The organism is Bizionia sp. M204, from assembly GCF_023205095.1.
Classification (GTDB): domain Bacteria; phylum Bacteroidota; class Bacteroidia; order Flavobacteriales; family Flavobacteriaceae; genus Algorimicrobium; species Algorimicrobium hallyeonense.
The window spans coordinates 1689198-1702162 of sequence record NZ_CP046242.1; the positions used below are offsets into that span (position 1 = coordinate 1689198).

The following is a 12965-nucleotide window of genomic DNA, read 5'->3' on the forward strand; positions in this document are numbered from 1 at the left end:
GTTTTTTTTATTTATTCTAACGTCTTAATGCATGCCAAAAAATCTGGTTATCACCTGTCTATTTAATTTTTTAATAGCAGCACTTATGGGTTTGATGTTGCGTTATTTTTACGTGAATCCCATAGCAATCAATTATAGATTTCTTACGCATGCCCACTCTCATGTTGCCATGTTAGGTTGGGCTTATTTAGTGCTTTATTGCTTTATCGTGCACTATTTTGTGCCAGAACAAAAATCCGTTTATTCTAAACTTTTTTGGTTAACCCAAATTGCGGTAATTGGTATGATGATCAGTTTTCCCATTCAAGGTTACGCTGCCATTTCTATAAGCTTTTCAACTCTACATATTTTTTGTAGCTATTACTTTGTGTATCGGATTTGGAACGATTTACAAATAAAAAATAGCCTAGTAAAACAATTAGTTAAGGCTTCCTTACTTTTTATGGTTATTTCAACCATTGGCGTTTGGTGTTTAGGTCCAGCTGTGGGTTTATTGGGACAAGCATCAGCCTTTTATCAAATAGCTATTCAGTTCTTTTTAAACTTTCAATTTAATGGTTGGTTTCTATTAGCTGTTTTGGCTATTGCCTGTCATCAGTTAAAAATTCAACCATCAGAAAGCGCCAAAGTATTTTTTAAATACCTTGTTTTAGCTACCATTTTAACCTTTGCCTTACCTATACAATGGTTTGCCAGTCACCCACTACTCTACTGGGTTAATGGGTTAGGCATCCTTTTACAACTAGTTTCACTCTACTATTTCATAAAAATTATAAAACATAAATTTCAAACGTTTAAGGCCGAAACATCTATGCTAGTCATACGTATGTATCAGTTTTCTTTAGGTTGTTTTATCATTAAAACCAGCTTACAAACCCTGTCTATAATACCGCAGTTTTCTTCTGAATTATTTGAACATCACAATTTTATTATTGGCTTTATTCACCTAACCATGCTTGGTGTTATTAGCGGTTTTTTATTTGCATTTTTATTACAATCTAAAACTATCTTGCCAAGTCGTTTTATTTCCGTTGGCTTATCCTTATTTTTACTGGGCTTTATTTTAACGGAAGCTATTTTATTTATTCAAGGCGCTTTCTACTTTTTAGGAATTGGACTTTTGCCAAACTATTACAGCATTTTATTTGTAGTAAGTATCCTTTTACCTGTTAGTATTACGCTTATTCTAATAAGTTATCTTAAACAAAAATATTATGGAACCCAAACCACTTAAACGTCATAAAGCATTACAACCATTAAGTCGTGAGCATCATCACGGTTTATTACTATCCTGGAAAATCAGGTCAGGTTTCAGCAAAAACGTGTCTGTAGAACGCATGAAAACATATGCGGATTGGTTTTTTGAAAATCATTTAATACCACATTTTGAATTAGAAGAAGCTGAAATTTTTTCCATTCTAGATTCTCAAAATGAGTTGGTAAAAAAAGCACTGGCAGATCATAGACGATTAAAACGCTTATTTGCGGAAGATTCCAGTTTAGACAAATCGTTGAGTAAAATTGAAGAAGAATTAGAGCAACACATTCGTTTTGAAGAGCGTATCTTATTCCCTGAAATACAAAAGGTTGCAACCGAAGAACAACTGCAGCATATAGCAAAAATCCACCAGCCAGAATCTTTTGAAGATAACATAACTGATGAATTTTGGAAATAAACGAATAGGCAACAAAAACTAGTTTCCGAACATAGTGCAGCTATTCGTTACTCTTAAAACTTGTTTTAAATAAACTAGGTTTTATGGTAATCATAGCCCAAGCCCAATTAGTTGTAGCATTGGCATTTCCGCCTTTTAAAACGGCCATAGTGTCTGTTGCAAACATTTGCGAATATCCTGCTTGAAAACTCACATCTTTAGTCCATTTATAAGTTAATGCTAAATCTATTTCTGTTCCTAGATAAGCATCCATATCTTCATTTAAAGAATTGGTTACGGTTGCCGCAGACGAAAACATGTGCGGAATAACAGAAACGGAAAACTTGTTTTTAGTATAGGTTATATTGGCGTAAACATCAACCAATCCCACCGAATTGATGTGATTTCCTACGTAAAAATAATCCATCCATCCATTAAATTTATGATTTGTTCCATACCAAGGATTAAAGGAGTTACTATCAGAATTTGTAGCATCCATATCCGTTCCTGAAAGATATTCTACACCTAACCCCGGTTTTAAACCGTTTTTAAAAGTATAAGATCCATTAAAGGATAGATTATAAGCTTGAACCGGTTGGTCAGCAATTTTTCCGGTCTGAAAATATAGGGATGCATCCGCGTTAAATGGACTTTTAGCTAGTTTAGCATACGCACCAAATGTTTGGTTGTAATCTACTTCTTCCTGCCCATTTTTTATGAAAGCCAATCCATTATTAAGTGCTAAAAAACTTAAATTAACAGGTGATAACTGTGTATGATACCAAATATATTGTAAAGATTTGTAATTGTTTAAGGCGTAATTGGTTTCAAAAAGACTTTCAGAACTAGCATTTAGTGCTAAACCCAATTCAAAATGATTATTGGTATTAGGTTTATAAATAGCTAATAAAGCATCATGACTTCTTGCTTGTTGTGCCCAACCTACGGCTCCAAAAATCCGTTGATCGTCATAAGAAATTTCTTGACGCCCAAGTTTTAATGAAAATTCAGGCGTAAACAGTAATTCTGCCCAAGCTTCATGAATGCTTGTTCCATTATTATCTGCCGTATTCAAGGTAGGAACATCGCCCCAAACACGAACATCTTGAATGCTTAAATACATATTAATTTTTTCACTTCCATATCCCAAATTTAATCGGGTACGTTGGGATACGAATGAAGCAGCATCTAATGAATCTACTGTCAACGTTTTATATCCATTACGATATTCTAAGCGTGGTCTCAATTCTGCCGAAATCTCAAAATTTTGGGCAAAAAGGGGCTGGCTCATAACTCCGAGGAGCATGATAATTAATAGTTTTCTCATAAGATTATTATTTTACTATGCATGCCAGTTTGCATGCGTGAAGACCTTTATATTAGGATGTTAATTCTAAAATAGTTGCTATAGTTTCTTTATTGTCCACGCCTAAACCTTCTTGCTGATGCATTAATTCGCCTTGCGCATTAAATACCGAAATGATATTGGAGTGCGAAAAATCTATAGGTGAAATTTCTTTATACTTTACAGATAATACATTGGCAAATTCTCTTACACCACTTTCTGAACCTTGTAAAAATGTCCAATGTTCATCATCCATAGCATTTTCTATTGCAAAATCTTTTAAACGCTCTGGTGTATCTACTGTAGGGTCTATACTGACCAATATAAACTGAAGATCGTTTAAACTTTCTTTCGGGATTTGCGCTTCAATATTTCGCATATCTGCTACAAGTCTGGGACAAGCCGCTTTACAGGATGTGTAAATCATGACCATGACCAAGGTTTTTCCTTTTAAATCTTCAAGCTGAATTTCGGTACCTTCTTCCGTGTTCCATTTACTGGTCAGGTTAAAAATTGATTCATCAGAAATCTCTCCAAAAGCTTCCGTTTTTGAAACTTTTTCTTCAACTAATTGTAAGTCCATTTTACAAATAGGACAACCCACGTTTTTTTCATAAGTTTTATCTCCTTCACATTGCATCGGACATTGATAAACCCCAGAAAGTTGACCTGTATTTTTCTTATCAGAATTACAACTTTGAAATGCTACAACCGTTAGCAAAACAACAACTATATATTTTAGTGTTTTCATTTTATTTTAATTTTTCAACATCTTTTACACAACGAAAACCTAGGTTTTTCATGGAATTCTTTGCTTGTAAGCTTCCGCGAATAGCATAACGCATAAAAGCGGCATAATTCATTAAATCCGTTGCATTTATGGAAGCACTACCGCAAAACAAATTGCTATCGGTGTCTGTATCTTTTCTAGATTCTCCGGTAATTAATACCGAATTAAAATCTAGCGTCCACTCCCAAACCAAACCATGTAAATCATAAACGCCCCAAACATTTTTTGGACTTTCTCCAATAATATACTCCTTACGAGGTTCTTCATACCAAGCTAAAATCCGTGCATTATATTCGGGTTTAACGCGGGCGTCTTTGGTGGTTTCGTCTGCCATAGCAGCATATTCCCATTCATCTACAGTTGGTAATCGTTTGTCTTGACATTCGCAATAGGCTTTCGCGGCGAACCAGGATACATTGGTAATTGGGCTGTTGGGATTAACAAAATCATTCATTTTTAAATCTGACTCCCAATTAGACAAGTAGCTTTTATCTGCAAATAAGCCTTTTACTTGCGACTTTCGCCATTTTGGATTCTCTTTTAAAAACGTTTCATAGTCTTTAATACTAACAGGATACATGTCCATTTTAAAATCTTTGACAGCAACAACTGTTGAGTCACGACCATACAACGGTAAGTAGCGGCTTCCTTCTATAAGAACCATATCTTTAGCTTGTCCAAACATAATAGATTGAAATACTAAACACATTAAAAACAAGCTAAAGACTCTGGTTTTCATATTTTAAATTATTTATTTTTTACTTTATTAACCATTTCTGTTGTAACAACTTGTTTGTTGTTCCCCCAGCTATTATAAACATAAGTTAAGACATTAGCAACCTCTTCTGAAGAAATCATCTGTCTCGTCATAACACTATTATAAGTGTTTCCGTTAACAGTTATCTCTCCACTTAAGCCATTAACTACAGCACTAATTGCACGATTTACATCAGCATTTAAGTAATCTGATTTTGCCAATGGCGGAAAAGCATTAGGAATACCTTGACCTTCGCCTTGGTGACAAGCAAAACATGTTTGCATGTATACTTGTTTACCAAATTCCATTTGCTCCTCAAATGATTTTGCTGGAATTTCAGATTCTACAATTTCATCGGTTGTAGGCATACTTTGAATTCCAGGACCCTCTGGATGGTAAATACCTTCATATGTTTCGCCAGAATAGATTTTCTCATTTTCTTCACCTTCAACATTTAGAATTCCTAAAGCGCCTTTATTAAAAGCTCTAAAAATAGAGTGATCTACTAAAACAAGTGATCCAGGAACATCCACACGGAACTCAACAATAGCAGCTCCACCAGCAGGAATAAGCGTGGTTTGTATGTTTTCATTAATCAAGTCGCCTCCTTCTACATATACTTTGTCAAATATCTCGCCAATAACATGGAAGGATGATACTAGGTTTGGTCCACCATTACCAACATAAAGTCTTACAGTTTCCCCTACTTGAGCTGTAATGGCATTATCGCCAGTTAAACCATCAACACTACCGTTAAACACAACATAATCGGCATTTTCATCAACCGCTTTTTGCATATCGAAAGGTTGCAATCCTCGTTCACCATTTTTTCCTTTAGTATAGAAGTCACCTTGCATGATATAATACTCTTTATCAACTGGTGGCAAACCGCCTTCAGGCTCAACCAAAATTAAACCATACATACCATTTGCAATGTGCATTCCAACCGGTGCTGTTGCACAATGATAAACAAACAAGCCTGGATTTAACGTTTTAAAAGAAAACGTTTTTTCAAATCCTGGTGCCACGAATGAAGACTCTGCGCCTCCGCCTGGTCCAGTAACGGCATGTAAATCGATGTTATGCGGTAATTTGTTGTCTGGGTGATTCGATAAGGTAAACTCCACTTCATCACCTACTCGGGTTCTAATAAAACTTCCTGGCACAGAGCCTCCAAAAGTCCAATAGTTATATCTTACACCATCAGTCATTTCGCCTTCTTGCTCAAGAATTTCCATATTCACTTTAAGCTTTTTCGCTTTTCTTCTCCCAATAGGTGTTGGAACGTGAGGTGGCGCCGTTAATTCTGCCATCATTTCTTGATTAACTGGAATATCTTCAGCATTTTCATAGCTTGCTTGTTTTTCTTCCATACAACCTGTAAAAAATACAGCCAAAGCAAACAATACCATCATTGGGTAAACGGGTTTCATAAATTTCTTTGTTTTCATAATTTTAAATATTGATTAGTGTTTAAAAATTAATTCGGATGTTTTTATCCTAATTAAAGAACAAATGTAATCATCATATCAAGTTTGTTTTATGATATTTGTCAGTTTCCTTAATTTTAAGTTAAAAATATTAAAAAAACAAGCTAAACCAATTAAAACCAGTCCTATTAAAAAAAAGGTCGCCTGTTTAAACGTTTGTTAACAACTTCCATTTTCTAAACCCACAAATAATTGTATTTTTACGCGTAATTAAACCAAATCAATTAATGGGTAAAATAATAGCTATAGCTAATCAAAAAGGTGGTGTTGGTAAAACAACAACCTCTATTAATTTAGCTGCTTCCCTAGGCGTACTTGAAAAAAAAGTACTCCTTATAGATGCTGATCCACAAGCTAACGCAACGTCTGGATTGGGTATTGATGTTGAAACTGTCGAGACTGGAACCTACCAACTTCTTGAGCATTCTAATAGTGCTAGAGAAGCCATTGTCAAAACCGATACGCCGAACCTGGATATTATTCCAGCACATATAGATCTTGTTGCTATTGAAATTGAACTAGTAGATAAGGACGAACGTGAATATATGCTTAAAAAAGCATTAGGAGACATTGTTGATGACTACGACTTTATATTAATAGATTGCGCACCATCTTTAGGCCTTCTAACTTTAAATGCTTTAACAGCGGCGCACGCCGTAATTATTCCTATTCAATGTGAATATTTTGCCTTAGAAGGACTTGGTAAACTATTGAATACGATTAAAAGTGTGCAAAAAATTCATAATCCTGAATTGGATATTGAAGGTTTACTGTTAACAATGTATGACTCACGCCTGCGCTTATCAAACCAAGTGGTTGAAGAAGTTCAAAAACATTTTAATGACATGGTGTTCCAAACCATTATTCAACGAAATGTCCGTTTAAGTGAAGCACCAAGTTATGGTGAAAGCATTATAAACTATGATGCGGCAAGTAAAGGTGCCACAAATTACTTAAGTTTGGCAAAAGAAATTATTAATAAAAACTCCTAAAACATGGCGAAGGCAACGAAAAAACAGGCTTTAGGTAGAGGATTATCGGCATTGCTAAAAGATCCTTCAAACGATATAAAAACAAGTCAGGATAAAAATGCAGACCAAGTTATTGGCAATATTGTAGAATTAGATATTGACGCAATTGATATTAACCCATTTCAACCACGTACTAATTTTAACGAAGAAACCCTGCGTGAATTAGCCTCCTCTATTAAAGAGTTAGGCGTTATTCAACCTATTACGGTTAGAAAATTAGACTTTAATACCTTTCAATTGGTATCAGGTGAGCGTCGTTTTAGAGCTTCTAAATTAATAGGTTTGGAAACCATTCCAGCCTATATTAGAATTGCAAATGATCAAGAATCGCTTGAAATGGCTTTGGTTGAAAACATTCAACGTCAAGATTTAGATCCTATTGAAATTGCTTTATCCTACCAACGATTAATTGACGAAATTAATTTAACACAAGAGCAAATGAGTGATCGTGTTGGTAAAAAACGATCCACTATTGCTAACTATTTACGTCTATTAAAATTAGATCCTATTATCCAGACAGGTATGCGAGATGGTTTTATCTCCATGGGTCATGGTCGTGCCATTATTACCATTGAGGATCAAAGCCTCCAATTGGATATTTATGAGAAGATAATTACCAATAAATTATCTGTTCGAGATACGGAAACATTAGTCCGTGACTTTCAATCAGATAAAACGTTAAAAACACCAAAAGAACCGGAAGAACTTCCTAAATTTGTAAAAAAGGGTATTAAAGATTTTTCTGAATACTTTGGTCATAAAATCAACGTTAAAGTATCAAAAAATGGAAAAGGTAATATTTCAATTCCTTTTCATTCAGAAGAAGACTTTAATCGTATTTTAAAATTGGTAAAACGTGCTGAATAAATATGCCATAGTGCTTATTATTATCTTGGCTTTTTGTAGTAATACGTGGGCTCAAGAAGATAAAAACTCTGAAGACAAGGAAGAAGTCCAAACAGAAACACTAGAAGAACTACAAGTTGAAGCAAATAATATTGTTTCAGATCCTATTGATCCGTTAGCACCTGCGCGTGCCGCTTTTTATTCTGCTGTATTACCAGGATTAGGCCAAGCCTACAATAAAAAATATTGGAAAATCCCTATTGTTTATGCAGGATTAGGAATTGGTATGTATTTTTATTTAGACAATAATAAAGAATACCAACGCTATAGAGATGCCTATAAAAGACGATTGGCAGGTTTTACGGACGATGAATTTTACGGAACCATTAATGATGATGGCTTGCGTGAAGCACAAAAAACACTGAGCAGGAACCGAGAAATTTCGCTTTTGGTTACCATTGCTATTTACGCCTTAAATATTATTGATGCCAATGTGGATGCGCATCTACTGCAGTACAATGTGGATGATAATCTGTCCCTAGCACCTCATTATAAAATTAATGAGTTTGATAATACAGGAGATTTAGGTATTACTGTTAATTTTAAATTTTAAGCATGAAAATTGCACTTTTAGGATATGGTAAAATGGGTAAAACCATTGAAAAAATAGCAATTCAACGTGGCCATACTATTGTTATAAAAACAAACGATGAAGATAGCTACGATATCACCCAAGCAGATGTTGCTATCGATTTTAGTGTTCCCAATGCTGCTTTTTTTAATATCATAAAATGTTTTAAGCACGGTGTCCCAGTTATTTCTGGAACTACCGGTTGGTTGGACAATTTCAAGAAAGCCAAAGCACTTTGCGAAGAAGAAAATGGCGCTTTTATTTATGCATCAAATTTCAGTTTGGGTGTCAATATCTTTTTTGAATTAAATAAACAACTAGCCAAAATGATGTCCAAAATTGAGTCTTACAAAGTTTCTTTAGAAGAAATTCATCACACTCAAAAACTGGATGCGCCAAGTGGAACGGCTATTACATTAGCAGAATCTATTATTTCTGAACACGATTCGTATTCAGATTGGAGCCTGCTTTCAAAAAAAGAAAACACCATACCCATTTCAGCTAAACGCCTTGATGATGTTTCTGGAACCCATGCCGTTTCCTATACCAGCAATACAGATACCATTACTATTGAACATGAAGCGCATAGCCGCGAAGGGTTTGCACTAGGCGCTGTTATTGCCGCTGAATGGCTACAAGATAAAACAGGTGTTTACACCATGAAAGATGTGTTAAACATAGGTTAAAACAAACAATTCAGGTAACGAAATATGAAGGTTGCCTACCAATAACAACAAAAGTAAAAATATATGACACTCATTCAATTGTTCATAGTTATCCTAATTATTCAAATTATTCACGGATTAGGCACTTGGAAATTATATATAAAAGCTGGTAGACAAGCTTGGGAGGCTTTCGTTCCTGTGTACAACGCGGTTATTTTAATGAAGATAATTAACCGTCCATGGTATTGGACAATCCTGCTCTTTTTACCGATTGTAAATCTCATCATGTTTCCAGTTGTATGGGTTGAAACCGCTAGAAGTTTTGGGAAAAATTCCGCGACAGATACCGTTTTGGCGCTATTCACTTTAGGTTTTTATAATTACTATTTAAACTATGCTGTAGATGTGCAACATGTAAAAGATAGAAGTTTACATCCCCGAACGCCTCTTGGAGATTGGGTAAGTTCTATTCTGTTTGCAATTGTAGCTGCAACCGTAGTGCACACCTATATTATTCAACCGTATACCATTCCAACGTCTTCTTTAGAAAAATCATTACTGGTTGGCGATTTCCTTTTTGTTAGTAAATTTCATTACGGCGCGCGCGTTCCCATGTCTACTGTTGCTGCGCCAATGGTTCATGATACCATTCCGTTTATTAATAAAAAATCATATTTATATGATGACAATGTAGAAAACAGAAACACCTCATTCATAAACAAATTATCACTACCCTATTTAAGAATTCCAGGTTTTCAAAATATAAAACATAATGATATTGTTGTTTTCAACTGGCCAGTAGATACGTTGTACAATATGTATAAATCGGCTGATAGAAATTATTACAAACCAATTGATAAGAAAACGAATTACGTAAAACGTGCCGTTGGTATCCCTGGAGATTCTTTAGAAATTCGCAATGGTTATGTATATATTAATGGCAAACAAAATGCTTTGCCAGACAGAGCTAAATTGCAATTTTCTTATAAAGTAGAAACAAAAAATGGGCCTTTCAATAATTATATATTGTCTAGCCGCTATAATATAACCGATTTCCCGCAGTATAACCAAGACTACTCCGTGAGTTACTTCCCCGGAATTTCAGATGAAAATTTAGCGAAATTTAAAAACCATCCAAACGTGAAGAGTGTTGAACCTCTTAAGCGTGAGGAAGGTGAGCGTGAATTAAGTGTTTTCCCGCATGACGCTAATTACAATTGGAATAACGATTGGTTTGGACCGCTTTATATTCCTGAAGCTGGAGCAACAATTGACTTAAATTTAGAAGTTTTACCACTTTACAAACGTGCCATTACAGAATATGAAAATAACACCTTACAAGTAAAAGGCAATCAGATTTTTATTAATGGTGAAGTGGCCAATAGCTATACATTCCAAAAAGATTATTATTGGCTCATGGGAGACAACCGCCATAACTCGTTAGACGCACGTTCTTGGGGATTTGTGCCTTTCGATCATGTGGTTGGAAAACCGGTATTTATATGGATGAGTTATAATAGTAATGGTCAAGGCATTAAAGAAAAAATTCGTTGGGAGCGTTTATTTACAACCGTAAATGGTAGTGGCGAACCAGTTTCATATTTCATTCCGTTTTTAGTCCTATTAGCCGCGTGGTTTGGGTTTAGTAAATGGCGTAAACATAAGAAAGCTAATAGTTAGTTGTAAAACGTAAAGTTGTGCAACGCATTATGTAATCAGCTTTGCAACAAGCATCTAAACCCATGAATATTCTTATACATCCAACGTATTTTCCAAGCATCGCGCATTTTGTCGCTATAAGTCAGGCGGAAACCGTCACCTTTGAAATGGCTGATAATTTTCAAAAACAGACCTATAGAAATAGAGCCTATATTTATGGTGCTAATGGTAAATTATTGTTGAATATTCCAGTAATACACAGCCAAAAAGACCGGCAGCAGTATGTGGATGTCCAGACTTTTAATGACGAAAATTGGCAACGCAACCATTGGAAATCTTTAGAATCTGCTTATAAAACATCGCCTTTTTTCGAATTTTATGAAGATGAATTAAAGCCCTTATTTGAAGAACCCGTTTCTAATTTGCTCGAATTTAACCGACGCTGTTTTCAAACCATTTGCGATTGCTTACAATTAGAAATTGAAACCCTACAAACAACTACATTTGAAAAGAAACCCGCTCAATTTACCGATTTACGGCATCTAGTAAAGGCCAAAGGTGAACAAGCACCTAATTTTGAATCCTATACCCAAGTTTTTGATGATAAACATGGCTTCATTAACAATTTAAGTATCTTAGATTTAATATGTAATGAAGGACCGAATGCTTTAAATTACCTAGAATCTCAAAAACCATTCTGGTAATGCTACAAAATCTCGTTCACTACAATCTGCACTTTTTACTGCCTTTACTAGTTGCATTCGTCTTTTACAGAACCTATTGGTTAAAGGCATATCTTATTATGGTAGCAACTATGATTATTGATTTAGATCACCTATTAGCAACGCCTATTTTTGATCCCAATAGATGTAGTATTAATTTTCATCCATTGCATACCTATTGGGCAATTGGCCTGTATGTGCTTTTGTTAATTCCGAAAAAAACCAGATTAGTTGGTATTGGATTGGTAATTCATATTATAGCAGATTCAGCAGACTGCGCCTTAATGTAATTTCAAGGTGGCCATTATAGGATAATGATCTGAATATTTGTTATCTATGGTTTTAAAATCCGTGATTTCAAAAGAAGGATCACTGAAAATAAAATCGATGCGGATGGGAAAAAACTTGAAGTCGTATGTTCTACCAAAACCATTTCCTGCTTGCTTAAACGTATCGTTTAAATCGCCTTTCAACTCCTTATAAACGTATGAAAACGCGGTATTATTAAAATCGCCAGAAATAATAACCTTATAAGGACACGACGCTTTATGCTCTAAAAACAATTCGGTTTGGAGTTGTTGCATTTCAAACGTTTGTTCTATTCGTTTTAATAAGCGTTCAGAATCTTCCTGTTTCAGCTTATCCATATTAGCATCAATTTTTAAGGATTGTAAATGGACATTATAAATACGAATGGTATCATCGGCCTTTACTATATCCGCAAAAATGGCGTTGTTTGATGTCTCGGGAAATTCCACAGATCCTGAATTAATAATGGGGTATTGTGATAAAATAACCTGACCATATTTAGTTTTATTCCCTGATAATTTCTCGAATTTATATTTAAAAGTTGATAAATCAATATCAGGATGTGGATGATATTCTTGAATCGTCAGTACATCTGGTGCTTTCTGTTTGATTAAATCTACCATTTTCACAGCTATGCCTTTTTCAGGAATCCAATCGTACAAGTTAAATAAGCGCACGTTATAATTCATGACTTTAAGTTGGTGGTCATGAATTTTATCATCTTCGGAAGAAAACTTATATAAAGACCCAAAACTAAAATAGCCGATCACTAACACAACAGCAGATAATATTAACTGTTTTTTGAGTTTGATTAACCAATATAAAAAGAACACCACGTTTATAAGAATCAAGAAAGGCACGCCTAAACTCAATACAGAAAGTAATGCAAACGTTTTAGGTGGTACAAACGGCAATAAATACGATAACAGCAAAACAAAGGCTAACAGACCATTTAAGAGGTATATAAATTTATCTATTAACGTTAAGTTTTTCATATAATTTGAATGAAAACGGCAAGCCGAAATCCAATAACAATACTACAAGCTGCTATAACTTATATTTACT

14 protein-coding genes are annotated in these 12965 nt (G+C 34.7%); 9 read left to right on the top strand and 5 right to left on the bottom strand.

Annotation, left to right across the window (positions count from 1 at the left end; translation table 11 throughout):
• Positions 1-31: 31 nt before the first annotated feature.
• Entirely contained in the window at positions 32-1234 is a 1203-nt protein-coding gene (locus tag GMA17_RS07630; protein WP_248395017.1) for a hypothetical protein, read from the top strand.
• Positions 1215-1676 (top strand): hemerythrin domain-containing protein, encoded by a 462-nt coding sequence (locus GMA17_RS07635; RefSeq protein ID WP_248395018.1) that lies wholly within the window; start codon positions 1215-1217, stop codon positions 1674-1676. Before GMA17_RS07630 ends, GMA17_RS07635 begins: the two co-directional genes overlap by 20 nt.
• Positions 1677-1716: 40 nt before the next feature.
• On the opposite strand, the gene GMA17_RS07640 is transcribed toward GMA17_RS07635, so the two are convergent.
• Genes GMA17_RS07640 through nirK form a run of 4 tightly spaced genes read right to left on the bottom strand, consistent with a single transcriptional unit; the run spans position 1717 to position 5920 of the window.
• Positions 1717-2982 (bottom strand): alginate export family protein, encoded by a 1266-nt coding sequence (locus tag GMA17_RS07640; protein WP_248395019.1) that lies wholly within the window; start codon positions 2980-2982, stop codon positions 1717-1719.
• Between the two features lie 52 nt (positions 2983-3034).
• A complete protein-coding gene (locus GMA17_RS07645; RefSeq protein WP_248395020.1) occupies positions 3035-3751 on the bottom strand; it encodes an SCO family protein in 717 nt (238 codons plus the stop codon).
• 1 nt (position 3752) lies between these two features.
• Positions 3753-4529: a formylglycine-generating enzyme family protein gene (locus GMA17_RS07650; RefSeq protein WP_248395021.1), complete on the bottom strand. Its 777-nt coding sequence runs from the start codon at positions 4527-4529 to the stop codon at positions 3753-3755.
• Between the two features lie 8 nt (positions 4530-4537).
• Complete coding sequence (gene nirK / locus GMA17_RS07655; protein WP_371922434.1) at positions 4538-5920, bottom strand: copper-containing nitrite reductase; 1383 nt, start codon at positions 5918-5920, stop codon at positions 4538-4540.
• Between the two features lie 344 nt (positions 5921-6264).
• Between nirK and GMA17_RS07660 the strand changes: the two genes are divergently transcribed.
• The 7 genes from GMA17_RS07660 to GMA17_RS07690 all read left to right on the top strand — a co-directional run bounded on the left by GMA17_RS07660 (position 6265) and on the right by GMA17_RS07690 (position 11881).
• A complete protein-coding gene (locus GMA17_RS07660; protein WP_248395023.1) occupies positions 6265-7029 on the top strand; it encodes a ParA family protein in 765 nt (254 codons plus the stop codon).
• A 3-nt stretch (positions 7030-7032) separates the two neighbouring features.
• Positions 7033-7935 carry a ParB/RepB/Spo0J family partition protein gene (locus GMA17_RS07665; RefSeq protein ID WP_248395024.1) on the top strand — a complete coding sequence of 301 codons (903 nt, stop codon included), beginning with the start codon at positions 7033-7035 and terminating at the stop codon, positions 7933-7935.
• Positions 7925-8527, top strand: a complete 603-nt coding sequence (locus tag GMA17_RS07670) for a DUF5683 domain-containing protein (RefSeq protein ID WP_248395025.1) — start codon at positions 7925-7927, stop codon at positions 8525-8527. The genes GMA17_RS07665 and GMA17_RS07670 overlap by 11 nt, the downstream gene beginning before the upstream one ends.
• A 2-nt stretch (positions 8528-8529) precedes the next feature.
• Entirely contained in the window at positions 8530-9231 is a 702-nt protein-coding gene (dapB, locus tag GMA17_RS07675) for a 4-hydroxy-tetrahydrodipicolinate reductase (RefSeq protein ID WP_248395026.1), read from the top strand.
• Between the two features lie 63 nt (positions 9232-9294).
• A complete protein-coding gene (gene lepB, locus GMA17_RS07680; RefSeq protein WP_248395027.1) occupies positions 9295-10890 on the top strand; it encodes a signal peptidase I in 1596 nt (531 codons plus the stop codon).
• Positions 10891-10952: 62 nt separating this feature from the next.
• The gene (locus GMA17_RS07685) at positions 10953-11573 is read left to right on the top strand and encodes a WbqC family protein (RefSeq protein WP_248395028.1); all 621 of its coding nucleotides are present in this window, start codon (positions 10953-10955) and stop codon (positions 11571-11573) included.
• The gene (locus GMA17_RS07690; protein WP_248395029.1) at positions 11573-11881 is read left to right on the top strand and encodes a DUF6122 family protein; all 309 of its coding nucleotides are present in this window, start codon (positions 11573-11575) and stop codon (positions 11879-11881) included. Before GMA17_RS07685 ends, GMA17_RS07690 begins: the two co-directional genes overlap by 1 nt.
• Here GMA17_RS07690 and GMA17_RS07695 read toward each other — a convergent pair.
• Positions 11873-12895 (bottom strand): endonuclease/exonuclease/phosphatase family protein, encoded by a 1023-nt coding sequence (locus GMA17_RS07695; protein ID WP_248395030.1) that lies wholly within the window; start codon positions 12893-12895, stop codon positions 11873-11875. The two genes, GMA17_RS07690 and GMA17_RS07695, sit on opposite strands and share 9 nt — an antisense overlap.
• Positions 12896-12965: the final 70 nt, after the last annotated feature.